Raw genomic sequence first — 26,997 nt, 5'->3', positions numbered from 1 at the left:
GCCGCGCCGGCGCGCTACCGCCGCTCGACGGTCTCCGGGCGCTTCTGCCGCCACGGCAGCGCAGGCTGCCCCGGTCCGTCCCACACCTGCACGGCACCCCAGGCCGCGGCGAGCAGCGGCACCGAGATGATCGCGCCGGTGATGCCCGCGAGCACCGTCCCCGCGGTCAGGCCGATCAGGATGACGAGCCCGTGCAGCTTGAGCGTCTTGCCCATCAGGACGGGCTGGAGCAGGTTGCCCTCGAGCTGGTTCACGAGCACGACGATGCCGACGACGACGAGGGCGGCGACGGGGCCGTTCGCCACCAGGGCCACCAGGGCGGCGAGGATGCCGGCGGCGGTCGCACCGACGATCGGGATGAACGCCGTGATGAACACGACGACGGCGAGGGGGAGCGCCAGTGGGACCCCGACGATCGCGAGCCCCACGCCGATGCCGATCGCGTCGACCGCGGCCACGCTGGCCGTGCCGCGGACGTACCCGCCGAGGGTCTGCACCACGCGGTCGCCCACGCGGCGCGCCCGCTCGTAGCGGGCCCCGGTGAAGGGGCGGAGCAGGAACTCCCAGATCGCCGGACCGTCCTTGAGGAAGAAGAACAGCACGACGATCATCAGCACGAGGCCGGTGAGGAAGTTCGCGGTGGCCGAGGCGCCCGCGAGTGCGCCGGAGCCGAACTGCGAGCTGGTCAGGAAGCCCTGCACCCCGTCGACGACCTGGTCCACCTGCTGGTCGGAGATCGCGAAGGGCAGGTGGTCGACCGCGTCCTGGAGCTGCTGGAAGCCGCTGATCGCGGACTTCTGCAGGTCCGGCCACTGCGCGATCACGGCGACGACGATGAGCCACCCGACGAGCCCGAGCACGACGAGCACACCGAGCAGCACCGCGAGGGTCGCGAGCACCGACGGCACCTTGTGGCGTCGGAGCCAGGAGACCACGGGGTGCATGGCCGACGCGATGATGAGCGCGAGGAGCACCGGGATGGTCACGACGCTCAGCGTCGCGGCGGCGTAGACGATGCCGATCGCGACGACGAGCACCACGATGATCTGCAGGCAGCGCGTCGCGAGGGTGCCGAACGGGTCGGCCCACCTGCGGGCGAAGACACTGGGGGCGGCATCGGGGCGGGCGGCGTCGGACTGGGCGTCGCTGGGACGGCCGAACAGGGGCATGGGGCTCCTCGTGGTCGTGCGGAGCCACCACGCTACCGGCGCGGCAGCACCTCGGCGGGGTCGCCGCTAACCGCATCCACCTGGACGCGGTCCACCACCACTCCTACCCTGGAGTCACCGGGTTCTCCTCCAGGTCCCGTCGTCACGATGCCCTCGCGGTCCGCGAGGTCTGGCACAGCGGGACGGCCCGGTCGGATCCGAGGTCTGCAACTCCTCGATGAAGGGCTGTCACCATGGCCGCCACGAACTGCTCGTGCACCGCACACCCCCTCGACTTCTCGGCGGGCCAGACCCGCACCCCCGTCGTCCCGTCCGCCACGACCGTCCTGCTGGGGCTCTCGTGACGCCCCGGGCCCCGGAGGACTGGCACCGGCACGGTCTCCGGTCCCCGGAGGAGGTCGCCGACATCATCTCCGAGCGGATCGCCGGCGCCTCGGACGCGTCCGCGCCCGCCGGCGCGGAGCACGACGAACCGTCGTACGCCGACTTCCTCGGCGAGCAGGTCTGACCCGCGCGCGACCGACGACGCGACGCAACGCGCCCACGGGGCCCGGCAGCGCGACGCGCCCACCCAACGGACGGGAGGCACGGTGCCAGCTGGCACCGTGCCTCCCGTCCGTCAGTGCGGTCCGTGGCTCTCGCTGGCTGTTCCGCGCGTAGCCTTGTAGATTGCTCATGTCTCCGCGTGCCCGGCGGAGGTGCCTCCACATCACCGGTGGAGCGCGGATCAGCGGCGGGCACGGGGCGACCCGTGGCCGCCGGAGAGCGAGGACCCGAGTGCACGACCACGACACCCACCCCCTGGACCGGCACGTCGGCCCGCCCCACGTCGAACGTTTCCGCCTGACCCGCGGCGACGAGACGTTGCGCGTGGTCTGCACCTGCGCGATCGGGACGGACCACGACAACACCATCCGCCCGGAAGGAGCCGCGACCTCGCGGTGAATCCGTGCCGTCCGCGGCCCGGCGCGTGATACTGGAGCGGTGCGTGAACTCCAAGCCGCCATCGCCGCGGACCTCGACGTCCAGCCGACCATCGACCCGGAGCAGGAGATCGCCCGACGCGTCGGGTTCCTCCGGGACTACCTGACCACCACGGGTGCGAAGGGCTTCGTCCTCGCCGTCAGCGGCGGCCAGGACTCCACGCTCGCCGGGCGGCTGACGCAGCTCGCGGTCGAGGGCCTGCGCGCCGACGGGCACCCGGCCGAGTTCGTCACGGTCCGCATGCCGTACCGCGTGCAGGCCGACGAGGACGACGCGCAGCTCGCCCTCCGCTTCATCGCGGCGGACCCGGGCATCGTCGTGAACATCGAGCACGGGGTCGACGGGGTGGTGCAGGACACCACGGCCGCCGGCGTCGAGCTGAGCGACTTCGTCAAGGGCAACGTCAAGGCCCGCATGCGGATGGTCGCGCAGTACGCGGTCGCCGGGCAGCGCGGGCTCCTCGTCGTGGGCACGGACCATGCAGCCGAGGCGGTCACGGGCTTCTTCACGAAGTACGGCGACGGCGGCGTGGACCTCACCCCGCTGACGGGCCTGACCAAGACCCAGGGGCGGCAGCTGCTCGAGCACCTCGGGGCGCCGGCCCGACTCTACGAGAAGGCGCCGACGGCGGACCTGCTCGACGACCTGCCCGGCCAGACGGACGAGGCGAACCTCGGCCTGACCTACGCCGAGATCGACGCGTACCTGCAGGGCCACGACGTCCCGGACGAGGTCGCCGAGGCGATCGAGGCGCGCTACCGCGCGACCGAGCACAAGCGCCAGGTCCCGGCGACGCCCTTCGACGCGTGGTGGCGCCAGGGCTCCTAGTCACCAGGGCGCCTGGTCACCAGGGCGCCGAGTCACCACCGCGGCCACGGACAGGAGGCGCGGTGCGGGTTCGTCCCGCACCGCGCCTCCTCGTGTGCTCGGGCTGGTCAGCCGTCGTCGCGGGGGTCGTCGTCGCGTCGCTGCGGGTGCCCGGCGTCCTCGCGCTCGCCGGCATCGGTGTCCGTCCCCGGGTCCGCCTCCGTCGGCCGCGGCGCGCTCGTGGCCGCGGCGTCTCGCTCGGCGGCGAGGCGCTGCTGCCAGACGACGCTCCGGGCCGCGCCCTCGAGCACGTCGTCGACGCTGCTGCCGGTCTTCGCCGCGAGCGCGCCGCTCAGGCCGGCCGTCAGGGTGCCGCCGGCCGAGGCCAGGCGCTCGACGACCTGCTCCTGCCGGTCCGTGAGGGGTTCGTCGACCATGCTGTCGACGGTCTCGCGGATGTTCTCCTCGCTGGCGTCGAGTGCGCCGTCGTCCCCGGCGTGCAGGGCGGCGGCCTCGCCGACGACGACGAGTCCGAGCCGTGCGGCGTCGTCCTCCGGGCGGGGGTGTTCGTTCGCGTCGGTCATGGCGGGGACGGTACGCCGCGCACCCTGGACGCGCTGCGCACTCGACGCGCGCCTGAAGATGCGTGCAGACAGGGCAACCTTGCGCTGGTGGCAAAGGTGCCACGGGTGTAAAGTTGCACGGTCTGCAAGATAGAGTCCCAGGAGGATCGATGTCCACTGCCACCGCACCTGTCGAGGTGCAGCGCGGCCGACCGGAGGCCACGGCTCCCGCACTCGCGAAGCCGATCATGACCCACCGCCAGATCCTGCTCGTCATCTACGGGCTGATGGCGGGCATGTTCCTGTCCTCGCTCGACCAGACGATCGTCGGCACCGCGATCCGCACGATCGGCGACGACCTGCACGGGCTCGACCAGCAGGCGTGGGTCACGACGGCGTACCTCATCGCGTCGACGATCACGACGCCGATCTACGGCAAGCTCTCCGATGTCTTCGGCCGCCGACCGCTCTACATCTTCGGCATCAGCGTCTTCGTGCTCGGTTCGCTGCTCTCGACCTTCTCGACCTCGATGGTCATGCTCGCCGCCTTCCGGGCGTTCCAGGGCATCGGTGCGGGCGCGCTCATGTCGCTGCCGCTCGCGATCATGGGCGACATCCTCGCGCCCCGTGAGCGTGCGAAGTACCAGGGCTACTTCCTCGCGGTGTTCGGCATCTCGTCGGTCATCGGTCCGCTCATCGGTGGGCTGTTCGCCGGTGCGTCCTCGATCCTCGGGGTCACCGGGTGGCGGTGGGTGTTCCTGGTCAACGTCCCGATCGGCATCGGCGCGCTCCTCATGGTGATCGCGTTCCTGCACCTGCCGAAGTTCGGCGACGCCGCGCGGAAGCCGCGCATCGACTGGTGGGGCGCGACCGCAGTGATCGTGGCGCTCGTGCCGCTGCTGCTCGTCGCCGAGCAGGGCCGCACCTGGGGATGGGCCTCCGCTGGCTCCATCGCCTGCTACGTCGTCGGCGGGCTCGGGATCGTGGCGTTCCTGGTCGCCGAGACGCTCATGCGCGACGACGCGATCATCCCGCTCAAGCTGTTCCGCTCGGGGACGTTCTCGATGGCCACGGTCCTCGGGTTCCTGGTCGGCTTCGCGATGTTCGGCGCCATGCTGACCATCCCGCTGTACCTGCAGATCGTCACGGGGCTCACCCCGACGGAGTCCGGCTTCGCGACCCTGCCGATGATCGGCGGCCTGATGATCGCGTCGATCGCCTCGGGCCAGATCGTGGCGCGCACCGGCCGCTACCGGGTGTTCCCGGTGATCGGGACCGCGCTGGTGTCCGCCGGTTACGTCGTGCTGACGTTCATGACGATCGACAAGCCGCTCTGGTTCCTGATGATCGGCATGTTCCTCATCGGCCTCGGCCTCGGCCAGCTCATGCAGAGCATCACCCTGGCGTCGCAGAACTCGGTCCAGCCGCGCGACATGGGCGTGGCGACGTCGTCGGCGACCTTCTTCCGGCAGATCGGCGGGACGCTCGGCACCGCGGTGCTCCTCAGCGTGCTGTTCTCGCTCATGCCGACGAACATCACCGCGGCGACCGCCGACAAGGCGAACCTGACCGGCGCGCTCGACGCGGCCCTGAACCCGACCGTCGCGAGCGCGAAGGTCAACCGTGGCGTGATGGACCAGCTGTGGACACCGATCGTCACCCCGCTCGAGCAGCAGGTGCAGTCCGGGCTCGACCAGGCCACGGCGAAGGTGACCGCGGCGACCGCCGGTGCCCCGGAGGCCGTGCAGCAGCAGGCGCTCGCGGCCGCGGCCGACCAGGCGCACGCGTCCGTGCAGGGTGACCGCCTGGTGGTCGACTGGTCGGACACCGCGCAGCGCACCTACTGGGTCGACCAGCTCGCGCCGAAGCTCTCGGACGCGATCTCGTCCGGGTCCGGCAAGGGCGGGAATGCCACCGCGGAGACGAGCGACACCTCGTTCCTGAACGGGGCGGACCCCGCGCTGACGAAGCCCTTCATGACGGGCTTCAACGCCTCGGCGGTCACCGTCTACTGGGTCGGCTTCGCGGTGATCCTGCTCGCGTTCGTCCTGAGCTGGTTCTTCAAGGCACCCCCGCTCCGGAAGAGCTCGGCGCTGCAGGAGCAGGCCGACCGGGCCGGTGCGGCGGAGGACCTCCCCGCGACGGCGGCGGTCCGCGCCTGACCCGACCGCGAGCGGGTGTGTGCCCGCCGGGGTGACGCAGTCCGCAGAACGCCCCGTGGCAGCCGCCACGGGGCGTTCTCCGTGTCACCGGTAGGACGACTCCGCCGCTCCTGACCGCAGAACGCGGGCCGATCGGCTCTTGACAGCCGATACATCCGATGTTTCGATGTCCTCGTTCGGTCGACGGCGACCGGACGGGCAGGAGCAACGATGAGCCGCATCACCGGTCTGCGGGTCCGGGACATCCGGTTCCCGACCTCGCGGGAGCACGACGGGTCGGACGCGATGAACCCCGACCCCGACTACTCCGCGGCGTACGTGGAGGTCACCACGGACGCCCTCGACGGCCTGACCGGTTCGGCGTTCGTGTTCACGATCGGCCGGGGCAACGAGGTGCAGGAGGCCGCGATCGCCGCGCTCCGCGGGCACGTCGTCGGCCGCGACGCCGAGGCACTGCTCGCCGACATGGGCGGCACGTGGCGGAGCATGGTGCACGACTCGCAGCTGCGGTGGCTCGGCCCGGAGAAGGGCGTGATGCACATGGCCATCGGCGCGGTGGTGAACGCGCTGTGGGACCTGAAGGCCAAGCGCGCCGGACTGCCCCTGTGGGCGCTCCTGGCATCGATGTCGCCGGAGGACCTGGTCGACCTGGTCGACTTCCGGTACCTGACCGACGCGATCACCCCGGCCGAGGCCCTCGAGCTCTTCCGCGCCGCCGAGCCCCTCCGTGCGGAACGCCGACGCCGGCTCGAGCAGTCCGGCTACCCGGCGTACACGACCACGCCCGGCTGGCTCGGCTACGACGACGACAAGCTCGCCCGCCTGTGCCGCGAGGCGGTGGCCGACGGCTTCACCCAGATCAAGCTCAAGGTCGGCGGCAGCGTCGACGAGGACGTCCGACGTCTCCGCATCGCCCGGCAGGTCGTCGGCCCGGACGTCCGGATCGCGATCGACGCGAACCAGCGGTGGGACGTCGACGAGGCGGTCGAGTGGATCGACCGGCTGCGGGAGTTCGACATCGCCTGGGTCGAGGAACCGACGAGTCCGGACGACGTCCTCGGGCACGCCGAGATCGCCCGCCGCATCGCCCCGGTGCCGGTGGCGACCGGGGAGCACATGGCGAACCGCGTGATCGCGAAGCAGCTCATCCAGGCGGACGCGATGCGGGTGCTGCAGATCGACGCCACCCGGGTCGCCGGCGTCAACGAGAACGTCGCGATCCTGCTCCTCGCCGCCAAGCACGGCGTCCGGGTCTGCCCCCACGCGGGCGGCGTCGGGCTGTGCGAGGCGGTGCAGCACCTGTCGATGTTCGACGCGGTCGCGCTCTCCGGGGCGCTCGAGGACCGCTGCATCGAGTTCGTCGACCACCTGCACGAGCACTTCGTGACCCCGGTCGACGTCCGCGGCGGCCGCTACTGGCCCCCGACCGCCCCGGGCGCCGGCACCGAGATGCTCTCCGACTCCCTCGACGCCCACACCTACCCCGACGGCCCGGTCTGGGCGGCGGCCTCGGCCGCCGACCCGGTCCGCGACACGATCCGCGTCGCCTGAGCCGGACACGTCAGACCGACTCGCCAGACCAACCCCGACACACCCCAGCACCACCACGACGAAGTGGAGACACCGATGCAACGACGTTCCATCGCGGGGCTCGCGGCAGCAGCTGCCGTGACCCTCGTGCTGACCGGCTGTTCCTCCGGCAGCAGCGCCGGCGGCGGCCAGACCGAGGACTCCCTGACCTGGTCCATGTGGATCGCCGGGAAGGAGGACCAGGCCGCCTGGCAGAAGGTCGCCGACACCGTCAAGAGCGACGACGGGATCACCCTGACGATCCAGGGCGCGCCGTTCGAGAACTACTTCACGAAGCTCAGCACGCAGCTCAGCGGCGGCAGCGCCCAGTGCGTCGTGAGCATGCAGTCCCTGCGCGCGGCGAACTACACCTCGTCGCTCCTGCCGCTCGACGAGCTGGCGAAGAAGGACGGGCTCGACCTGTCCGCGTTCGACAGCACCGCGCTCGACGGCATGAAGGTGGACGGCAAGCTCTACGGGCTGCCGTACGACACCGGGCCCATCATGATGTTCTACAACCGGGACCTGTTCAAGCAGGCCGGCGTCGACGAGCCGAAGCCCGGCTGGACCGTCGACCAGTTCGAGGCCGCCGGCGCCGCGCTCAAGGCGAAGGGCATCACCGAGTTCGGCTCCACCGTCAGCGACCTGAACCTCGAGTCGATGATCTACGGCTACAACGGCGGTCGGGTGATCACCGAGGGCGGGAAGATCGACGCCACGGACGCGAAGTTCGCCGAGGGCCTGGACTGGCTCGGCAGCCTGGTGCAGAAGGGCTACGCCACGCAGGCGTCGTCCGACTCGTCCCAGTCGAGCAACGACTTCGCCGCCGGCAAGGTCGCCATGTACACCGACGGTCCGTGGTCGCTCATCAGCCAGAAGGCCAAGGTGCAGTTCGACCTGGGCGTCACGACGCTGCCGAGCGGTACCTCCGGCCCGTCGACCTTCGCGGCCGGCTCGGGCTTCGGCATCTCGAAGCAGTGCAAGTACCCGGAGCAGGCGTTCAAGGCCGTCCAGACGATGACGAGCGAGAAGGTCCTGACCTCGCTCGCCGAGGAGGGCCGCGCCTTCCCGGGACGCACCGCCGCCCAGGCGTCGTGGTACTCCAGCGCCGGCATCGAGGGCGCCGAGGAGGCGCTCAAGGCCGCGCTGGCGAAGTCGTCGCCGCTGCTCGGCAACAAGCAGAGCGACCAGCTCTCGCAGCTCTTCACGCAGTACGCCCTGCAGGCGGTCAACGGACAGGCCTCCGGGAAGGACACCATGTCCTCCATCTCGGGCCAGCTCGGCTCGCAGTGAGCGAGCCCACCACCTGACTGACTGGAGGCACGGGTCGACCCCGCCGCGTGCCTCCCGTCCGCCCCATCCCGCCACCAGGACCGCGTGAACGACGAGGAGGTCGTCGCATGACCACCATCCAGGACCCACCCACCGCGGCCGTGCCCGCGGTCGCGACCGCGGTGGCCGGCCCGGCCGCGCCGCGCCGGACCACCGGCGACGCCGAGGGCGTCACGGGCCGCCGCTCGTGGTGGGGCGCCGTGTTCGCGGCACCCCACTCCATCGGGCTCGTCGTCTTCACGGCGTTCCCGATCCTGGCGTCGCTCGTCGTCAGCTTCATGAACTGGCCGATGCTCGGCGAACGCACGTTCGCGGGCGTCGAGAACTACGTCCGCCTGTTCAGCGACCCGGTGTTCCGCACCGTCGCGCTCAACACGACGCTGTTCGTGGTGCTCTACGTGCCGCTCAACCTGGTCGTCTCCCTCGGACTCGCCGCCTGGCTGACGCCGCGGATCGCCGGCCGGCACGTCTTCCGCGTCCTGTTCTTCATCCCGACCATCACGCCGATCGTCGCGAACGTCGTCGTCTGGCGGATGCTGTACCAGCCCGACGGCGCCATCGACGCGACGCTGCAGTCGACCATCGGCGTGCACGCGCCGAACTTCCTGGCCGACCAGCACTGGGCGATGCTCGCGATCGTCGCGATGAGCGTCTGGCAGGGCTTCGGCTACAACATGCTGATCTTCTCGGCGGCGCTCGACGCGGTCCCGGAGAACCAGATCGAGGCGTCGCAGCTCGACGGTGCGAACGCGTGGCAGACCTTCTGGGCGATCAAGTTCCCGCTCATCTCGCCGTCGGTGTTCTTCGCGACGATGATGACGCTCATCACCTCGTTCCAGGTCTTCACGCAGCCCTTCGTCCTGACCAAGGGCGGACCGGGCACCGCGACGGAGACCCTGGTGCAGTACATCTACAACACGGGCTTCCAGAACCAGCAGCTCGGCCTCGCCTCCGCCGGTGCCTGGGTGCTCTTCGTCATCATCCTCGGGATCACGGCCGTCCAGTTCCTCGGACAGAAGCGGTGGGTGCACTATGAGTGAAGCGGTCCGCTCGCGCCTCGGCGCGACCACGTCGAACCGGACGGTCAACCCCCGTGCCGTCGCCCGCACGAAGTCGGCGCCGCGCCCCGGCCGGGTCCGCCACACCGTCGGGTACGTGCTGCTCTGCCTCGTCGCGCTGCTGTTCGTCTCGCCGCTCGTGTACATGGTCGCGACGAGCCTGAAGCCCGCCGACCAGGTGTTCACCACGCCGCCGACGCTCTGGGGGCGCTCGCTCGAGTGGGACAACTACGTCCAGGCGTTCACGTACCTGCCGTTCGCGCGGTTCATCCTGAACGGGATCCTGGTCGCGGTCGCCGGCACCGCGATCAACGTGACGGTCGCGGTCCTGTCCGGCTACGCGTTCTCGCGGCTGCGGTGGCGCGGGCGGAACACGGTGTTCGTGCTGTTCCTGGCGACGCTGATGATCCCGCAGGACGTCCTGGTGATCCCGATGTACGTGATGATGCAGGGGTTCGGGTGGGTCGACACCTTCCAGGCGCTCATCATCCCGTGGGCGTTCACGGCCCTCGGCGCGTTCCTGGTGCGGCAGTTCTTCCTGACCGTGCCGCAGGAGCTCGACGACGCGGCGCGCGTGGACGGCGCGGGACCGATCCGCACGTTCTTCTCGGTGATGCTCCCGCTCGCGCGGCCGACCATGGCGGTGCTCGCCGTCTTCTCGTTCATCTCCTACTGGAACTCGTTCCTGTGGCCGCTCGTCGTCGTGAACGACGTCGAGGCGCACGGGACCATCCCGCTCGGGCTCCAGCAGTTCTTCGGCCAGCAGGGTTCCGAGTGGAACCTGGTGATGGCGGCGTCGGTGATCTCGATGCTGCCGACGGTCGTGCTGCTGGTCCTGCTGCAGAAGCACCTCGTCAAGGGCATCGTCACCTCCGGCCTCGGCGGCCGGTGACCATCTCCACCTCCACGAAAGGAACACCGGTCCCATGACCATCACCGCACCCGCCCAGCCGCAGCCCGACACCGACGCCTCCGGCCTGCCCGCGTGGTTCACCCACGACCGGTTCGGCATGTTCATCCACTGGGGCCTCTACGCGCTCCCGGCCCGCCACGAGTGGGTGAAGAACTTCGAGCGGATCACCGACGAGGACTACCAGAAGTACTTCGACCACTTCGACCCGGACCTGTTCGACCCCGCCGACTGGGCCCGCCGCGCCCGCGAGGCCGGGATGAAGTACGTCGTGCTCACCACGAAGCACCACGAGGGCTTCTGCCTGTGGGACACCGCCCTCACCGACTACAAGTCCACGAACACCCGCTTCGGACGGGACATCGTGCGCGAGTTCGTCGACGCCGTCCGCGCCGAGGGGCTCCGGGTCGGCTTCTACCACTCGCTCATCGACTGGCACCACCCGGACTTCACGATCGACGGCGTGCACCCTCGTCGGGACGACAGCCCGGAGGAGATCGCCCGGCTCAACGAGGGCCGGGACATGGCCCGCTACCGCGAGTACCTGCACGGGCAGGTCGAGGAGCTGCTGACCGGCTACGGCCGGATCGACTACCTGTTCTACGACTTCTCGTACCGGGACAACGACCACGAGGACCGCTGGGGCGGCAAGGGCCGCGACGACTGGGGCTCCGAGGAGCTGATGGCGCTGACGAAGCGGCTGCAGCCCGGGATCATCGTCAACGACCGGCTGGACATCCCCGGCGACCTCGTCACGCCCGAGCAGTACCAGCCGGACAAGCCGATGGAGGTCGACGGCGTCCCCGTGCCGTGGGAGGCGTGCCAGACGCTCAACGGCTCGTGGGGCTACGACCGCGACAACCTCACCGTCAAGAGCGTCGACCTGCTCGTCCGGATGCTCGTCGACGGGGTCTCGAACAACGGGAACATGCTGCTGAACGTCGGCCCGACCGGCCGCGGCGAGTTCGACGGGGTGGCGCGGAGGGCGCTCGAGGGCATCGGGGAGTGGATGCGCCGGCACGACCGGTCGGTGTACGGCGCCGGGCCGTCGTCGTACCGCGCGCCGGCCGGCACGGTCTACACGCAGCGGGGCGACCGGCTCTACCTGCACCTGCTCACGTGGCCGTTCGAGCACGTGCACCTGCCCGACCTCGCCGGCAAGGTGGCGTACGCGCAGCTCCTGAACGACGCGTCCGAGGTGCACTTCCGCGAGATCCCGCCGGGCACCCGCGCGCAGAACACCGGACTCGGCGGCCAGCCCGCGGGGACGCTGACCCTGACGCTGCCGATCGTCCGCCCCGACGTGGCGGTGCCGGTCGTCGAGCTGTTCCTCCGCGACTGATGCAGCGGATCCTCTCCCGCACCCGGCTGCGCGCCGGACACGAGGCCGAGTACGAGCGGGTGCACGCCAGCATCCCGCCCGAGCTCGCCCAACGCCTGCGCGCCGCCGGGGTCGCGAACTGGAGCATCTGGCGCGACGGCCAGGACCTGGTCCACCTCATCGAGGTCGAGGACTACCGTGCGATGCGACGGGCACTGGCCGACGACCCCGTGAACGCGGCGTGGCAGGCCGTGGTCAACCCGCTGCTCGAGGCGGACGACGACTACTCCGGCAACGACGACGGCGTCCCCCTGGTGTGGACGCTCGAAGGGCAGGCATGAGCGACGTGGACCTGGACCGCGGGCCGTTCTGGTTCGGCGGGGCCGGCATCGGGAACCTGTTGCGGGAGGTGTCCGACGACGACGCCCGCGCGACCGTCGACGCGGCGTGGGACGTCGGCGTCCGCGGCTTCGACACCGCCCCGCACTACGGCCTCGGGTTGAGCGAGCGGCGGCTCGGGGCGGCGCTCGCCGGACGGCCGCGGGACGAGTACGCGATCTCGACGAAGGTCGGGCGGCGGCTCGTGCCCGGGCCGGGCGACGGGGTCGACGACGACGGCTTCGCGGTGCCGAACGACCTCGTCCGGCAGTGGGACCCGACCGCCGACGGGGTCCGTCGGTCGCTCGACGAGTCCCTCGACCGGCTCGGCCTCGACCGGGTCGACATCGCGTACCTGCACGACCCCGACGTGTACGACCTGGCGGCCGGGCTGACCCAGGCGCTGCCGGCGCTCGCCGCGCTGCGGGACGAGGGCGTGGTCCGGGCGGTCGGCGTCGGGTCGAACTCGGTGGCTGCGCTGACGGCCGCCGTCGAGACCGGGCTGTGCGACGTCGTCATGCTGGCCGGGCGGTACACACTGCTCGAACAACCCGCCGCCGCGCTGGTCGACCGGTGCGCGGAGCTCGATGTGGACGTCGTCGCGGTCGGGGTCTACAACTCCGGGCTGCTCAGCCGTCCGCTGCCGGCGCCGGACACCACGTACGACTACGCCCCGGCCCCGCCCGAGCTGGTCGAGCGGGCGCGGGCGCTCGCCGCGGTGTGCGGACGGCACGGGGTCACGCTGCCCGAGACCGCCGTCGCGTTCCCGCTCCGGGCACCCGCGGTGCGGGCGATCGCGGTCGGCGCGCAGTCCGCCGAGCAGGTGCGGTCGAACGCCGAGCGTGCCGCGGTGCACGTGCCCGCGGCGCTCTGGGACGAGCTGCGGTCGATCGGGCTCCTCGCCGACTGACGGCTCCGGCTGGGTTCCGGTCGACTGGTCAGCGCCGACTGGTCAGCGTCGACTGGTCAGCGCCGACCGGTCAGCGTCGACTGTTCCTGGCCGACCGGTCAGGGGCGGCTCCGTCGGAAGAACGACCATCGCCTGCGCCGGACCGGTCGAGCGGGAGGAGGACCGTCGGCCAGGGCCCGGAGCTCACGGACGAGCGCCGGGTCGTCCTGCGGGACCCCGACACCCGGGTGCCGGGGGAACGGCGAGCCCTCGACGGCGAGGATCGCCAGCGCCGAGCGGGCGTGCTCGGCGGCATCCTCCGGCCGTCCACGGCGGTGGGCCACCCGGGCCAGAGCGGTCAGCCAGCGCACGACGCGGTTCCGGAAGAACGCGGTCCGCAGGATCTCGGGTTCCACCGCCACGAGCAGCGCATCGGCCTCGGCGAGCGATGCTGCGTCGCCCTTGCCGAGCAGGACCTCGGCCAGGAGCAGCTCCGTCCCTCCCGAGGTGAACGAACTGCTGCCGCACGCGGCGATCCCACGGAGGGCCGTGCGGTACTCGTCCACGGCGTCGTCGAGCCGACCGGACACGACGTACGAGTTGCCGAGCTCCTCGTGGATCCCGTTGACGACGGTCGCGGACGCGCCGATGCGGTCCCGCTCCGCCAGGTAGCGACGGAGCAGCGACCGACCGGCGCGCCGTGTGGCCTCGTCGGCGGTCGCCTGCACGGCGAGCGTCCCGCCCTGGATCCGGAGGTACTCGCCCCGCGACGACCGCGACCTCGCGAGACGCGCCTCGAACGCCTCTGCGATCGCGGTGTTCCACTCGGTGGACCGGTACCAGTCGTGGTCGACGGGAGGACGGACCCGCTTCGGCGGCGCCTTCGGGGCCGCAGGCGGCAGGGCATCGAGGTGTTCGAGCGCTCGTCGTGCCGGGCGCCTCGCCCAGGCCGGGCCGTGCTCGAGTGCGCCGAGCAGGGCCGGGACGGCCGCGGGGGTCCGCAGCCGAGCGAGGGCGGTGATGGCTTCGCCGCGCACGTCCGGGTCGTCGACCAGTCCGAGGAGCACCGCCACGGCCTCGGGACGCCGTGACCTGCCGAGCGCGGCGACCGCTCGCCCACGGGACGGGCCGTACGACGAGTCATGCACGAGCGCGACGACGTCGTCGAACCACCGGTCGTCCCAGGTCCGTTCGACGGCGCCACCGAGGGCGAACCGGACGTCGGCGTCCTGTTCCACGCGGAATGCGTCGAGGAGGGCCTGGTTCACGGTCGGACGTGCCCATCGCTTGCCGAGGGCACCGGCGACGGACCGGCGGACGGCCGGCGAGTCGGCGCGCCGCAGCCAGTCCAGCAGCACCGGGAGTGCCGCCCGGTACCGCTCGCCGGAGCTCGTCATCGCGGCGAGGCTCCGCACCACGACCCCGGCGGCACGGAGGTCGTCGAGGATCGCCGCGGTCTCCCGCTCCGCGGCGGAGGGCCCGGTCACTCGAGGGAACGGCGGAGCCAGCGCTCGACGCCCTCGACGTGTGCGACCACGAGCGACTGCACGAGCTGCGGGTCGCGGCGACGGATGGCCTCGACGATGGCCGCGTGCTCGTCGAGCGTGCGCTGGACGGAGCCGTTCTGCGTCAGGCCCCGCCAGACCCGAACGCGGACGGTCTTGCTCGACAGGGCGTCGAGCAGGCCGGACAGGTACCGGTTGCCGCCGATGCCGGCGATCGTGGAGTGGAAGTGGAGGTCGTGGGCGACGAGGTCCTCGACGCCGGTGTCCTCACCGACGCTCTGCATGAGCACCGCGAGGTCGTCGATCTGCTGTTCGGTCGCGCGGGCGGTCGCGAGCACGGCGGCCGCGGGCTCGAGGATGCGCCGGACCTCGAGCAGGTCGACGAGCGACCGGTCGTGGTGCATGTCGACGACGAACGACACCGCCTCGAGCAGCACGTTCGGCTCGAGGGACGTGACGTACGTGCCGTCGCCGCGACGGACGTCGAGCACGCGGATGAGCTCGAGTGCCTTCACCGCCTCGCGCAGGCTGTTGCGGGACAGACCGAGCGATTCGCTCAGTTCCTTCTCCGGAGGGAGGCGCTGCCCCGGTCGGAGCTCACCGCTCACGATCATCTGCTGGATGCGTGCGATCGCATCGTCCGTCAACGACGCCACGTCACCACCTCCTGCTGCAGCCCGGCAGCGCCGGGTCGACGGGCCGGGCCGCGTACGCGTCCGGACACGCCGAATCTAGCCGACCCGTGCCTCCCGGCCGGCCCCGCCCGCCACGCGCCGTCCGTCACGCGGGTCGGAGACGGAGGGCCTGCATGCCCCCGTCGACCGCGAGGTCGACCCCGGTCGTCGACCGCGCGCTGGGGCTGCTCAGGTAGGCGACCGCCTCGGCGACCTCCTCCGGCGCGACGAGGCGACCGTGCGGCTGCCGTGCCTCGAGCGCGGCACGCTCCGCCTCGGGATCCGCCGCCGTCGACAGCAGCCGGGCGACCCACGGGGTGTCCGCGGTGCCCGGGTTGACCGCGTTCACGCGGATGCCCTCGCGGAGGTGGTCGGCGGCCATCGCACGCGTCAGCGCGGCGATCGCGCCCTTCGTGGCCGAGTAGAGCGCGCGCTGCGGCAGCCCGGCGGTCGCGGCGATGGAGCAGGTGTTGACGATCGACGCGGCCGTCGACGCCCGCAGGTGCGGGAGGCACGCGCGCGAGAGCCGCACCGCGCCGAGCACGTTGACCTCGTACACGCGCCGCCACTCGTCGTCCGGGTTGTCCTCGACCGTGCCCTGCGCGCCGATGCCCGCGTTGTTGACGAGCACGTCCAGTCCGCCGAGCTGGTCGACGGCCGCCGCCACGGCGGCCCGGACGGACTCGTCCGACGACACGTCGCACGTGACGGACGGCGCCGACGGGGACGGCTGCAGGTCGAGCACGACGACGGTCGCGCCGCGCTCCTGCAGTGCTGCGACGATCGCGGCGCCGATGCCGGAGGCGCCTCCGGTGACGACGGCGCGGAGTCCCTCGTGCGTCCCGGGCATCACGCAGCCCCCATCGTCTGGCGCTGCGTGCCGAGGCCGTCGATCGAGCACTCGACCACGTCCCCCGGACGGAGGTACGGTGCGCCACCGCCGAGGGCGACACCCGCCGGGGTGCCCGTGTTGATGACGTCGCCGGGGCGGAGGACCATGAACTGCGACAGGTACCGGACGACCTCGACCGGGTCGAAGACCATGTCCGCGGTGGTGCCGTCCTGCCGGACCTCGCCGTTCACGGTCAGGCGCATCCGCAGGTCGGCTGGGTCGACGGCGTCCGCGGTGACGAGCCAGGGCCCGAGCGGGTTGAACGTCTCGCAGGACTTCCCCTTGTCCCACTGCCCGCCGCGCTCGAGCTGGAACGCGCGCTCCGAGACGTCGTTCGCGACGGCGTAGCCGGCGATGCAGCCGGCGGCGTCGGCCGCGGAGTCGCAGTAGCGCGCGGTCCGCCCGACGACGACGGCGAGCTCGACCTCCCAGTCGGTCTTCTCGCTGCCACGGGGGACGAGCACGGTGTCGTCCGGCCCGACCACGGTCGACGGGTCCTTCATGAAGACGATCGGCTCGGCGGGGATGTCGGCGCCCGTCTCCGCGGCGTGGTCCCGGTAGTTCAGGCCGATGCAGACGACCTTGCCCGGGCGGGCGACCGGGGCGCCGCGGCGCATGGTGTCCGCGCCGGTGAGCTCGGGCAGGTCCCCGGCGTCGCGGGCGTGCCGGACGAGCTGCGCGGGGCCGGGGTCGCTCGCCAGGAACGCTCCCGTGATGTCGGAGGTCAGGCTCCGCAGGTCGAGGACCCGGCCGTCCTCGTCGATGGCCACCGGGATCTCCTCGCCGATCGGGCCGAGTCGTGCGAACTGCATCGTTCCCCGTTCCTCTGGGTGTACGCGACCGGACGTCGCACAGACATCCTATGTCTGGCTCGGGTGCTCGACAAGGTACGTCCTGGTGGCGGTGCCGGCGAACACGGTGTCACGCTCGGTGGGGGAGAGGTCGTCGAGGGCGGCCTGCGTGGTGGCGAGCACCGCGGCGTGGTCGGCGACCAGGGTGGAGACGGGCCAGTCCGAGCCCCACATCGTGCGGTCCGGGCCGAAGTGCTCGACGGTCTCGCGGATGTACCGGTGGACGGGGCGCTCCCGCCAGTCCGGGCCGGCCTCGGTGAGGAGTCCGGAGGCCTTGACGACGACGTTCGGGCGGGCGGCGAGGTCGCGCATGCGGGAGCGCCAGGCGTCGGCGGGGCCGGGGTCGCCGGGGCCGCGGTCGGGGTGGGCGGAGGCGGCACGCAGCTCGGCGGCGCACGGTTCGCCGGCGCGCGGTCGGGTGGTGCGCGGTTCGTCGGCAATGGCCGGTTTGCCGGCGTGGTCGAGGACGAAGCGCCCCTCGGGGACGGCGTCGACGAGGGCGAGGGCAGCCGCTTGCTCCCGGGCGCGGACGAGCAGGTCGAACGCGAGTCCGGCGGCGGCGACGGCACGGACACCGCGGACCACCTCGGGGCGGGCGAGCCAGCCGGGGTCGGGTTCGTCGTGGGCCTGGTGCCGGATGCCGACCAGGCGGGGGCCGGAGTCTGCGCCGCGGGCGCCGGGGCCGGCGCCGCCGGGGCGGGCGCCGTCGACCAGGGCGGCCAGTCGGTCGGCGACGTCCGGTGCCGTGAGGTCGACCCAGCCGACGACCCCGACGACCGGGCTGGGCTGGGTCAGGAGCCACTCGGTCTCGCCGGGGTCGTGCGCCGCCTGCACGACGATCGTCCGGTCGATGCCAGCGGCTCGCGTGAGGGCGCTGAGGTCGTCCGTGTCGAAGCGGCGGCGGAGCGGGGCGACCGAGTCGTCCATCCAGGGGTACGGCCGGTCGGACGGGTCCCAGAGGTGGTGGTGAGCGTCGATGATCACGAGCTCATCCTGCCGGATTCATCCGATGTCCGCGCGGGGGTGCGCGCTCCCGACCCGCGGGCTGGTGGCGTGGCCGAGTCTCGCGCTGGACGACGAGTCTCGCGAATGCGCGGCCGGGCCTCGTCGCTCAGCGCGAGACTCGAGCCGCGCAGACCCCGCGGCCGGCGTCAGATCGCCCCGGACGCCTCGAGCTCGCCCTGTAGTTCGGCGTCCGACGGCTCCACGAAGTGCTTGCCGTTCGGGAGCACCACGACGGGGATGTTCTTCCGCCCGCTGATCGCCTCGGCGCGGTCGGCCGCCGACAGGTCCGCCTCGACGTCCACGTACTCGTAGTCCACGCCGAGCCGGTCGAGCAGCGCCTTCGACCGCCGGCAGTCGCGGCACCAGTCCGCGCCGAACATCGTCACCTTGTCGAACGTCTCGTCAGTCATGTCCACACAGTACGTCCGTACAGGTCCGGACATTCCCGCGGCATCGGCGGCGCGGCGGGAGCACGATGGCCGCATGACCCTGACGACGGACGTCGCCGTCCACCCGCACCACCGCCACGGCTGGTGGTGGAAGACCCTGCTCGCCGGCTTCCTGCTCTGGGCCGTGACCATCGTCGTGACGGTGGTGACGCTCAACACGAACCTCGTGCCGACGATCATCCTGCTCGGCAGCTTCCTCGTGCCGTTCACGGTCGTCCTGTTCGTGATCGAGCGGGTGACCGGGACCGTCAGCACGATGCAGCTCGTCACCGCGTTCTTCGTCGGCGGGATCCTCGGCGTGCTCGGCGCCTCGCTCCTCGAGGCCGACCTGCGCCAGGGCGCCTTCATCTACGTCCTCGTGGGCTTCGTCGAGGAGTTCGTCAAGGGCGTCCTGCTCCTGTTCGTCGGTTGGCGCGTCCGCCCGAAGACCGCCGGCCAGGGTGCCCTGCTCGGCGCGACGATCGGCGCGGGCTTCGCGGCGTTCGAGTCCGCCGGCTACGCCTTCAACGCGGCGATCACCGAGCGCGGCATCGACCTGGTGTCCCTGCTGCAGACCGAGGTCGTGCGGGCCGTGCTGTCACCGGTCGGGCACGTGCTCTGGACGGCGATCCTCGGGGCGGTGCTGTTCGGCGCCGCGCGGGGCGGGGCGAAGCTCCGCTGGTCGTGGTGGATCCCGACCGCGTACGTCGTCGTCTCGGTGCTGCACGGGCTGTGGGACAGCAACAGCACCCTGTCGACGCTCCTGGCGTTCGTGTTCACCGGAACGCCCCTGTCGGCGGCGCAGACCGGGACGTTGCCGCCCGGGCTCGCCTCGCTCGCGACGACGCTGTACGTCGTCGGGCTGCTCGTCGTGACCCTGATCGGCGTGGTCGTCCTCGTCGCGGTGCTCGTGCACCATCACCGCCGGGACGGCAGCCCCGAAGCCGTGGCGTGGTCTCGGTCGTCCGCGCCGGCATGGTCGGTCAGCAACGCGGGTGCGGAGGATCGGGATTGGCGGTCGACGCCACCCCGGCTGCCTGGGCAGTGATGCGTCCGGCACGGGGCCCGATCCTCCGCTTCCTGCGCTCGCTACTGGCTCGCGCGGACCACACAGCTCGCGACGACGCCCGTCGGGAAGCCGATCGACGCTCCGATGCAGACCGCGCACGCCGTGCCGGCGGTCACGATGCAAGCGGCACCGCACACCCCGGCGAGGATGGCGAGGGCCCAGGCGTTCACGTTCTGCTTGCTCAGGCAGTCGTTGAGCCTGGCCCAGAACCCGGCCGACGCGCGTGACTGCTGTGCGGCGAGCGCGACGCTCTTCTCTGCCTCCGCAGCGGTGATCGACTTCGAGAAGCGCAGTTCGCGGTCCTGCCAGACCTCGAGGCTCCCGCCGCCCTCGCCGTCCCCTCGGAAGGCGAACTCGACCGTGGTCGTCAAGCGACCAGCTGCGTCGAAGAAGGAGGATCGGCTCGAGATGGTCTCCAGCCCTGCCCCCTTCAGGCCGATCCTGACGACGGAGCCGCTGCCGTTCGCGAGCACCGTCGCGGTGGATCCGTCGAGCGTCGCTCCGCTCGACGTTCGGTGATCATCGAGAGCAGCTCGACGGACAGCCGCCTCGCGTTCTGACGCGGGGAGCTCGTCGAGTCGGTTCTGGACGAGGGCTTGCTCGAAGTCCGCGATCTCAGCCGCGCGGTCTCGGACGGCCGCTGCCTCGGCTGGGACCGGACTCAGTGTCGTCGCGATCATGGCGATCGCGGCACCCCCGACGAGGAAGGCCGTGAACCGCTTCGAGAGCGCTGCAGTGTTCATCTTCTGTGGTGGATGGCAAGGGTCACGATCGCCGCCAGGGAGGCCAGGAGCACCGCCGCACTCCAGGCGACGATCGCCTGGTCTGGCATTGCTGCGCCCACGGCAGCCAATCCTGCTGTCATCAGCAGCAGTGCGGCTGTGAGCCGTTTCCCTCGGTGATCTCTGCGCATCATCTCCTCCGCGCTCAACGATCGAAGACCGGTCCCGCGGCGTCAAACATCAGGAATCAGATATTCACACCAGCCGCGCGTGTCGCGCGGGTCCGGCCAGGGCGAGCCACTCCCCACCCCGCCCCGCCACCCCCGCCCCCTACGATGTCCCCATGCCGCAGCGACCCGACCCCGCCCGGGCCGCGTGGGCCTCGGCAGCCGTCCGCCGCTTCGCCGCCGCGACGAACCTGCTCGTCGCCGCCCGCACCTACCGCATCGTCGGTGGCGACCCCCGCGACACCGCCGCGCTCGACGCCCTGCTGACCGGACTCGGCGCCCGTCCGGCCGAGCCGCACGAGCCCGTCGACCAGCTGTGGTGCGTCGGGGACCCCGCCGAGTCGACCGCGGCCGTCGAACGCGAGGCCGACCGCCCCCGCGGCGCCACCCTCGTCGTGGTGGACGCCGGCCGGTACGTCCCCGCCGTCGACGAGGACGCCTTCGGCCCGGTCACCCCGGCACGCCCCGGGGTGCTCGCCGTCCCGGCGCTGTCCGACGACGTGTTCCTCGTCTCGACGGGCCGCGACCCCGAGGACGACCCCGCCGCGGCAGCCCGCATCCGCTGGGCCCGGCGCTCGATGCCGGTGTCGCGCGCGGTCGCCGCCGAGCTCCGGGACGGCGGCCTGCTCCGCGGCACCCGGGTCGGGGTGTCGATGGTGCTCGAACCGAAGACCGCGGTCCTCGTGCTGCTCCTGCGGGACGCCGGCGCCGAGGTGGTCGTCTACGCGCACGCCGACGAGACCGACGACGCGGTCGCGCAGGCGCTCCGGGACGCGGGTGTGCCGGTGCACGCGTCGAGCACGGCGACGACCGCCGAGCAGAAGACCCTCGCGCTCGCGATGCTCGACACGCGTCCGCACGTCCTGCTCGACGACGGCTCGCACCTCGTCCGGCTCGCCCACCAGGAGCGGCCGGACCTGCTGCCGACGATGCTCGGCGCGGCCGAGGAGACGACGAGCGGCCTCCGACCGCTCCGCACGATGGCGGCGCGCGGCACGCTCGGCATCCCCGTGGTCGCCGTGAACGACGCCCGCAGCAAGACCTTCTTCGACAACCGGTACGGCACCGGGCAATCGACGGTCGCCGCGACGCTCGACCTGGTCGACGGGCTCGCGTCGTCCGCGCACCGCGTCCGGCCGGGAGGCTCGGCGGTCGTCGCCGGGTCCGGTCCCGTCGGCGAGGGGGTCGCCCAGGTACTCCGCGCCTTCGGCTTCCGGGTGACGGTCGCCGAGGTCGACCCGGTCCGGGCCCTGCAGGCCCGGTTCGCCGGCTCCGCGGTGGCGCCGCTCGTCGACGCGGTGCGGGACGCCGACCTGGTGATGAGCGCGACCGGGGTGCCGGACACGATCGACCATGCGGTGCTCCGGGCCGCAGCAGCCGGCGCGGTCGTGTCGGTCGCCGGCGGGGTCGACCACGAGGTCGCGGTCGAGGACGCCCTGGCCGCCGGGGCGACCCGTGTCCCCGAGGCGCCGGGCGTGGAGCGCCTGACCTGGCCGGACGGCCACCACGTGCTGCTCCTGGCCGGGGGCGCCGGGGTCAACACGAGCGCGGCCGAGGGCAACCCGGTCGAGATCATGGACCTTTCCTTCGCGGTGCAGCTCGGAGCCGTGCGGATGCTGCTCGAGCACGGCGACGAGCTCGACCGCGCCGTCGTGCCGGTCGACCCCGCGGTGGACGAGGCGACCGCCCGCGCGGCGCTCGCCGCCTGGGGGAGCCGCTGCGATCCTCCCGTCCGTCCCGCCGGCCACCTGCCGGACCGCGAGCCGGACGTCCGCACCCACCGCTTCGGCGACCCGTCGACGGACCACCGGCCGTGAGCGCCGCGCACCCGACCGTCGTCCACTCCGCCCGCGTGGTGGTCCCGATGACCGCGCCGCCCATCGCCGACGGCGCGGTGGCGGTCCGCGACGGTCGGATCCTGCACGTCGGCGACCGCTCCTGGGTCGTCGACCAGCTCGACGGCCAGACGTTCACCGAGCGGCGGTGGCGGGGTGCCCTGCTGCCCGGGCTCGTGAACGCGCACTCGCACCTGCAGTACACCGGCATGGCGGGTGTCGGGCAGCGGCAGTACCAGGGCTTCGAGGACTGGGCCGCCGCGTTCAACGTCGACTACGCCCTGCCGCACGACTGGCGGGCCGAGGCGTCCGCCGGCGCCGAGGCCTCGCTGCTCGCCGGTGTGACGAGCGTCGCGGACATCGTCACGGACATCGAGGCGGCGACCGTCCTCGGCTCGTACGGCCTCGGCGGGATCACCTACTGGGAGGTCATGGACCAGGAGAACCAGGCGTGGCAGGAGCACGGCCGCGCCCAGGTCCTCGACGAGCTCGCGCGCATCCCGACCACCCCCGGCGCCGGACTCTCCCCGCACGCGCCGTACTCGCTCGACGTCGCGCCCCTGCTCGAGCTCCCCGACATCGTGCGGCAGCGCGGACTCCGCCTGCACCTGCACCTCGGCGAGGCCGCGTTCGAGGGCGAGCGGACCGCGCTCGGCCCGGTCCCCGGGCTCGAGGGCGTCGACGGTGTCGGACCGGCCGGGGGCGGACACAGCGCCGACTGGCACCTGGCGAACGTCCCGTCCTTCCGGGCGATGCGCGCGCTCGGGTTCGGCGCGAGCGCCACCGCGTTCGTCGACCGGCTCGGGGTCCTCGGGCCGGACTGCCACATCGCGCACGGCGTGTACGTGACCGCCGCCGACCGGGCCCTGCTCCGGGCACGCGGCACCGCGGTCGCGCTCTGCCCGCGCTCGAACGCCGTCATCGGGCTCGACCCGCCCCCGGTCGCGGACTACCTGCGCGAGGGCAGTCCGATCGCGATCGGCACCGACTCGCTCTCGTCGTCGCCCTCGCTCGACCCGATGGCCGACGTCACGGCCCTGCACCGCATCGCCCGCGCGCAGGGCTACGGCCACCGCGACCTGCACGAGCGGCTCCTCGCCGCCGCGACCCTCGGCGGCGCGCACGCGATGGGCCTGGCCGTCGGGCCGGACCGCGCCGGGCACCTGGCCGTCGGGGCGCGGGCCGACCTGGCCGTGTTCGACGTCGACGCTCGCACCGTGCCGGACGCGCTCGCCGAGCTCGTCGAGGACGGTGCCGGTCGCGCCGTCGCCACCGTCGTCCGCGGGGTGGTCCGTGCGAGCGACGGCGTCCTGCACCCGTTCGACGCCGGCACCCCCGTCCCCGTCCCGTGACCGACCGCGTCCGCGCGCTCGTCCTCCGTCTCCGTCTCCGTCCCCGTCCCCGTCCCCGCCCCCGAGGAGTCCCGATGACCGACACCGCACCCCGTCCCGGCATGGTCCCCCGTCGCACCGTCGACGGCCGCGTGCTCGAGTGGCTCGACGTGCCCCAGCGTGCCGCGGCGCTCGGCATGGACCCGCACCCCGAGGGCGGCTGGTACGTCCGGACGTGGACCTCGCCCTCCGAGGTCGCCACCCCCGCCGGGCAGCGTCCCGCGGCGACGCTCATCCACTTCCTGCTGCCCCCGGGTGAGGCGTCCGCCTGGCACCGGGTGACGAGCGACGAGATCTGGATGTGGCACGGACCCGACACCGTCGTGCTCGAGCTCGGCGGCAGCGGGGACCAGCCCGAGCCCGGCGACCGCATCACGCTCGGCCCGGACGCCGGCCGGCACCGGCTGCACGACGCGCAGGCGTTCGTCCGCGGCGGGGTCTGGCAGCGGACCCTGCCGAGCGACGGCGAGGTGCTCCTGAGCTGCATGGTCTCGCCCGGCTTCTCGTTCGACGACTTCACGATGGCGGACCCCGCCTGACCGGACCCGCGCCCGCCTGCCCGACCCGGCCCGGCCGCCCCGCGCGTCACGTGCCGTCGCCGGCGTCGCGCTGGTATCCCAGCCGCCGGTACACTGCGTCCTGCCCCCGACCCTCCTGACGAAGGCCCGCCCGTGACCCGCACCCGCCGTCTCTCCCTCGCCGTCGCCACCGCCGCGGTCGCCGCCCTCGCGCTCGCCGCCTGCTCCGGCGGGGGCAGCAGCTCTGCCGACGGCAACGTCACCGCGGGCAAGCTCACGATCGCCACCGGTGACCCGGCGTACTCGCCCTGGGTCGAGGACAACGAGCCGCAGTCCGGGAAGGGCTTCGAGGCCGCCGTGGCGTACGCCGTCGCGAAGGAGATGGGCTACGGCAAGAGCGACGTGGTCTGGAAGCGCAGCACCTTCGACAGCGCGATCGCCCCCGGCCCGAAGGACTGGGACCTCAACGTCCAGCAGTTCTCGATCGACGCCAAGCGCAAGAAGGCCGTCGACATGTCCACGGCGTACTACACGACCACCCAGGCCGTCGTGACCACGACGAAGTCGAAGGCCGCGAAGGACACCACGGTCGCCGCGCTCAAGGGCGACACGATCGGCGTCGCCGCCGGGTCGACGAGCATCCAGAGCGTCAAGGACGTCCTCGGCGTCACCCCGCAGGTGTTCAACTCGAACGACGACGCGGTCCTCGCCCTGAAGTCCGGGCAGATCGACGCCATCGTCACCGACCTGCCGACGGCCTTCTACATGTCCGGCGCGCAGCTCGACGACGGCACGGTCTCGGCGCAGTTCCCGCAGGACGGCACGGGCGACCAGTTCGGCTTCGTGCTGCCGAAGGGCTCCGCGCTGACGACCAAGGTCGACGAGGCGCTGGCCGCCCTGAAGTCCGACGGCACGCTCGAGCGGCTGCAGACGACCTGGCTCTCCTCGGCGACCAACACCCCCGTCCTGAAGTAGCCCGGTGACCGTCCCCGCAGGCGCCGGCACCCCGGTCGCCACACCAGCGCCGAGCGCGGTGGAGGCCGAGCGCCGGCTGTACCGCCGGCAGCGCGGCCGCCGCTCGGTCGTGGTGTCCGTCGTCTCGACGCTCGTCGTCGTGGTGGTGCTCTGGCTCGGCGTGGTGAGCACCCCCGGGTGGGCCGCCGTCCAGCAGTCGTTCTTCGACCCGCAGACCGCCGTCGACGTCTTCCCGCAGGTCCTGCTCGGCCTCTGGCTGAACATCCGGATCCTGTTCTTCGCGAGCATCGGCGTCGCGGTGCTCGGGACGCTGCTCGCGGTCGTCCGGGGCCTGCGGAACCCGGTCTTCTTCCCGCTGCGGGTGCTCGCGACGGCGTACACCGACCTGTTCCGCGGCCTGCCGCTCATCATCGTGCTGTACCTGGTCGGCTTCGGCATCCCCGGGCTCGGGATCTTCCCGCGCCAGCCCCCCGAGGTCTGGGGCACCATCGCGATCGTGCTCACCTACTCGTCCTACGTCGCCGAGGTCCTGCGCGCCGGCATGGAGGCCGTGCACCCCTCGCAGCGGCTCGCGGCCCGGTCGCTCGGGCTGTCGCACGCCGGGACGCTCCGGCTCGTGGTGCTGCCGCAGGCGATCCGCAAGGTCACGCCCGCGCTCATGAACGACTTCGTGTCGATGCAGAAGGACGTCGGACTCGTGTCGATCCTCGGCGCCGTGGACGCGGTCCGCAGCGCGCAGATCGCCCAGGCCGAGGCCTACAACTTCACGCCGTACCTGGTCGCCGGACTCCTGTTCGTCGGGATCAGCCTGCCGCTGATCCGCGTCACCGACGCGGTCGCGCGGCGCCAGCAGCGCCGTGAGCAGATCGGAGGGACCGTGTGACCGAGGCATCCGCTGCGGGGGCGAGCCGCGCCTGGCGTCCGACCACCGGCCCGGAGGCACGTGGTGCGTCCGACGCGTCGGTCCCCGTCCTGGAACTGCGCGGTCTGCGCAAGTCCTTCGGTGGGCACGAGGTCCTGCGCGGCATCCACCTGACCGTGCACCGGCACGAGGTGATCTGCGTCATCGGGGCGTCCGGCTCCGGGAAGTCGACGCTCCTCAAGACCGTGAACCTGCTCGAGGGCATCGACGACGGCGAAGTGTTGCTCCAGGGCACCGACATCGCCGACCCGCGCATCGACGTCGACGCCACCCGCGCGCGCATCGGCGTGGTCTTCCAGCAGTTCAACCTGTTCCCGCACATGCGCGTCCTCGACAACGTGACGCTCGCGTCCCGTCGGGTGCACGGCGTCCCGCGGGCCGAGGCCGAGGCGACGGCCCGGCGGCTGCTCGAGCGGATCGGACTGTCGGACTTCGCGGACGCGTACCCGGACCGGCTCTCCGGCGGGCAGCAGCAGCGCGTCGCGATCGTGCGTGCGGTGGCGACCTCGCCGGAGCTGCTCCTGCTCGACGAGGTGACGAGCGCGCTCGACCCGCAGCTCGTGGGCGAGGTGCTCGACCTGGTGCGCGAGCTCAAGGAGCAGGGTTCGACGATCCTGATGACCACGCACGAGATGCAGTTCGCCCGGAAGGTCGCCGACCGGATCGTGTTCCTGCACCGCGGCGAGGTCGTCGAGCAGGGCGCCCCGGCCGACGTGCTCGACCGCCCGCAGCACCCCGCCCTCGTCGAGTTCCTGGCGCGCGTCCACGCCTGACCCGGCGTCCCGCGTCTCGCGTTCCGCAGAACGCAACCGTGGCGGTTGCTCGCAGCGGTATGACGCTG

General features: G+C 72.4%; 26 protein-coding genes. 17 read left to right on the top strand and 9 right to left on the bottom strand.

Translation table 11 applies throughout. The features are described 5' to 3' along the window. Positions 1–14 precede the first annotated feature (14 nt). The gene (locus FB462_RS15975; protein WP_141862968.1) at positions 15–1,169 is read right to left on the bottom strand and encodes an AI-2E family transporter; all 1,155 of its coding nucleotides are present in this window, start codon (positions 1,167–1,169) and stop codon (positions 15–17) included. 340 nt (positions 1,170–1,509) lie between these two features. Here FB462_RS15975 and FB462_RS17445 point away from each other — a divergent pair, with 340 nt between their 5' ends. Both FB462_RS17445 and nadE read left to right on the top strand, forming a co-directional pair. Beyond that, positions 1,510–1,677: a hypothetical protein gene (locus tag FB462_RS17445; protein ID WP_167510149.1), complete on the top strand. Its 168-nt coding sequence runs from the start codon at positions 1,510–1,512 to the stop codon at positions 1,675–1,677. 476 nt (positions 1,678–2,153) lie between these two features. Next, complete coding sequence (gene nadE, locus FB462_RS15970) at positions 2,154–2,981, top strand: ammonia-dependent NAD(+) synthetase (RefSeq protein ID WP_058740456.1); 828 nt, start codon at positions 2,154–2,156, stop codon at positions 2,979–2,981. 107 nt (positions 2,982–3,088) lie between these two features. On the opposite strand, the gene FB462_RS15965 is transcribed toward nadE, so the two are convergent. Beyond that, complete coding sequence (locus FB462_RS15965) at positions 3,089–3,544, bottom strand: hypothetical protein (RefSeq protein WP_114849485.1); 456 nt, start codon at positions 3,542–3,544, stop codon at positions 3,089–3,091. Positions 3,545–3,693: 149 nt separating this feature from the next. Here FB462_RS15965 and FB462_RS15960 point away from each other — a divergent pair, with 149 nt between their 5' ends. The 8 genes from FB462_RS15960 to FB462_RS15925 all read left to right on the top strand — a co-directional run bounded on the left by FB462_RS15960 (position 3,694) and on the right by FB462_RS15925 (position 13,163). Further along, positions 3,694–5,685, top strand: a complete 1,992-nt coding sequence (locus FB462_RS15960; RefSeq protein WP_188868865.1) for an MDR family MFS transporter — start codon at positions 3,694–3,696, stop codon at positions 5,683–5,685. 210 nt (positions 5,686–5,895) lie between these two features. Further along, entirely contained in the window at positions 5,896–7,236 is a 1,341-nt protein-coding gene (locus FB462_RS15955) for an enolase C-terminal domain-like protein (RefSeq protein ID WP_141862966.1), read from the top strand. 75 nt (positions 7,237–7,311) lie between these two features. After that, on the top strand, positions 7,312–8,547 hold the full coding sequence (locus FB462_RS15950; RefSeq protein ID WP_229666865.1) for an ABC transporter substrate-binding protein: 1,236 nt from the start codon (positions 7,312–7,314) through the stop codon (positions 8,545–8,547). Between the two features lie 107 nt (positions 8,548–8,654). Next, complete coding sequence (locus FB462_RS15945; protein WP_141862961.1) at positions 8,655–9,626, top strand: carbohydrate ABC transporter permease; 972 nt, start codon at positions 8,655–8,657, stop codon at positions 9,624–9,626. Beyond that, on the top strand, positions 9,619–10,536 hold the full coding sequence (locus tag FB462_RS15940; RefSeq protein WP_141862959.1) for a carbohydrate ABC transporter permease: 918 nt from the start codon (positions 9,619–9,621) through the stop codon (positions 10,534–10,536). The genes FB462_RS15945 and FB462_RS15940 overlap by 8 nt, the downstream gene beginning before the upstream one ends. A gap of 34 nt (positions 10,537–10,570) precedes the next feature. Beyond that, positions 10,571–11,896 (top strand): alpha-L-fucosidase, encoded by a 1,326-nt coding sequence (locus tag FB462_RS15935; RefSeq protein WP_141862957.1) that lies wholly within the window; start codon positions 10,571–10,573, stop codon positions 11,894–11,896. Next, the gene (locus FB462_RS15930) at positions 11,896–12,216 is read left to right on the top strand and encodes an L-rhamnose mutarotase (RefSeq protein WP_114849490.1); all 321 of its coding nucleotides are present in this window, start codon (positions 11,896–11,898) and stop codon (positions 12,214–12,216) included. The genes FB462_RS15935 and FB462_RS15930 overlap by 1 nt, the downstream gene beginning before the upstream one ends. Continuing rightward, complete coding sequence (locus FB462_RS15925) at positions 12,213–13,163, top strand: aldo/keto reductase (RefSeq protein ID WP_058740449.1); 951 nt, start codon at positions 12,213–12,215, stop codon at positions 13,161–13,163. The genes FB462_RS15930 and FB462_RS15925 overlap by 4 nt, the downstream gene beginning before the upstream one ends. 98 nt (positions 13,164–13,261) lie before the next feature. Here the strand turns inward: FB462_RS15925 and FB462_RS15920 are convergent, their stop codons facing one another. The 6 genes from FB462_RS15920 to FB462_RS15895 form a co-directional block, all read right to left on the bottom strand. Beyond that, complete coding sequence (locus FB462_RS15920) at positions 13,262–14,629, bottom strand: HEAT repeat domain-containing protein (protein ID WP_141862955.1); 1,368 nt, start codon at positions 14,627–14,629, stop codon at positions 13,262–13,264. Then, positions 14,626–15,303, bottom strand: a complete 678-nt coding sequence (locus FB462_RS15915) for a FadR/GntR family transcriptional regulator (RefSeq protein ID WP_083519733.1) — start codon at positions 15,301–15,303, stop codon at positions 14,626–14,628. Before FB462_RS15915 ends, FB462_RS15920 begins: the two co-directional genes overlap by 4 nt. Positions 15,304–15,427: 124 nt before the next feature. Continuing rightward, positions 15,428–16,171 carry an SDR family NAD(P)-dependent oxidoreductase gene (locus FB462_RS15910; RefSeq protein WP_141862953.1) on the bottom strand — a complete coding sequence of 248 codons (744 nt, stop codon included), beginning with the start codon at positions 16,169–16,171 and terminating at the stop codon, positions 15,428–15,430. After that, positions 16,171–17,025 carry a fumarylacetoacetate hydrolase family protein gene (locus tag FB462_RS15905; protein ID WP_141862951.1) on the bottom strand — a complete coding sequence of 285 codons (855 nt, stop codon included), beginning with the start codon at positions 17,023–17,025 and terminating at the stop codon, positions 16,171–16,173. Before FB462_RS15905 ends, FB462_RS15910 begins: the two co-directional genes overlap by 1 nt. Before the next feature lie 48 nt (positions 17,026–17,073). Next, positions 17,074–18,048: an amidohydrolase family protein gene (locus FB462_RS15900; RefSeq protein WP_208738923.1), complete on the bottom strand. Its 975-nt coding sequence runs from the start codon at positions 18,046–18,048 to the stop codon at positions 17,074–17,076. A gap of 167 nt (positions 18,049–18,215) precedes the next feature. Beyond that, a complete protein-coding gene (locus FB462_RS15895; protein ID WP_141862949.1) occupies positions 18,216–18,479 on the bottom strand; it encodes a glutaredoxin family protein in 264 nt (87 codons plus the stop codon). A gap of 73 nt (positions 18,480–18,552) precedes the next feature. Between FB462_RS15895 and FB462_RS15890 the strand changes: the two genes are divergently transcribed. Next, positions 18,553–19,545 (top strand): PrsW family intramembrane metalloprotease, encoded by a 993-nt coding sequence (locus FB462_RS15890; RefSeq protein WP_141862947.1) that lies wholly within the window; start codon positions 18,553–18,555, stop codon positions 19,543–19,545. A 41-nt stretch (positions 19,546–19,586) separates the two neighbouring features. Here the strand turns inward: FB462_RS15890 and FB462_RS15885 are convergent, their stop codons facing one another. Continuing rightward, entirely contained in the window at positions 19,587–20,309 is a 723-nt protein-coding gene (locus FB462_RS15885) for a hypothetical protein (protein WP_141862945.1), read from the bottom strand. 322 nt (positions 20,310–20,631) lie between these two features. On the opposite strand from FB462_RS15885, the gene FB462_RS15880 reads away from it, so the two are divergent. The 6 genes from FB462_RS15880 (at position 20,632) to FB462_RS15855 (ending at position 26,929) form a co-directional block, all read left to right on the top strand. After that, positions 20,632–22,332, top strand: a complete 1,701-nt coding sequence (locus FB462_RS15880; protein WP_141862944.1) for an adenosylhomocysteinase — start codon at positions 20,632–20,634, stop codon at positions 22,330–22,332. Next, complete coding sequence (locus tag FB462_RS15875) at positions 22,329–23,702, top strand: amidohydrolase family protein (protein ID WP_208738922.1); 1,374 nt, start codon at positions 22,329–22,331, stop codon at positions 23,700–23,702. The genes FB462_RS15880 and FB462_RS15875 overlap by 4 nt, the downstream gene beginning before the upstream one ends. A 74-nt stretch (positions 23,703–23,776) precedes the next feature. Further along, complete coding sequence (locus tag FB462_RS15870; protein WP_229666866.1) at positions 23,777–24,280, top strand: cupin domain-containing protein; 504 nt, start codon at positions 23,777–23,779, stop codon at positions 24,278–24,280. 132 nt (positions 24,281–24,412) lie between these two features. Beyond that, the gene (locus tag FB462_RS15865; RefSeq protein WP_141862942.1) at positions 24,413–25,234 is read left to right on the top strand and encodes an ABC transporter substrate-binding protein; all 822 of its coding nucleotides are present in this window, start codon (positions 24,413–24,415) and stop codon (positions 25,232–25,234) included. Positions 25,235–25,238: 4 nt separating this feature from the next. Beyond that, positions 25,239–26,117 carry an amino acid ABC transporter permease gene (locus FB462_RS15860; protein WP_141862940.1) on the top strand — a complete coding sequence of 293 codons (879 nt, stop codon included), beginning with the start codon at positions 25,239–25,241 and terminating at the stop codon, positions 26,115–26,117. An 89-nt stretch (positions 26,118–26,206) separates the two neighbouring features. Beyond that, on the top strand, positions 26,207–26,929 hold the full coding sequence (locus FB462_RS15855; protein WP_208738948.1) for an amino acid ABC transporter ATP-binding protein: 723 nt from the start codon (positions 26,207–26,209) through the stop codon (positions 26,927–26,929). Positions 26,930–26,997: the final 68 nt, after the last annotated feature.

It is taken from the genome of Curtobacterium citreum (assembly GCF_006715175.1).
In the GTDB taxonomy this organism is placed as follows: Bacteria; Actinomycetota; Actinomycetes; order Actinomycetales; family Microbacteriaceae; genus Curtobacterium; species Curtobacterium citreum.
Note: the sequence above shows the minus strand (reverse complement) of the source record. Positions and strands in the feature narration are given on the sequence as shown.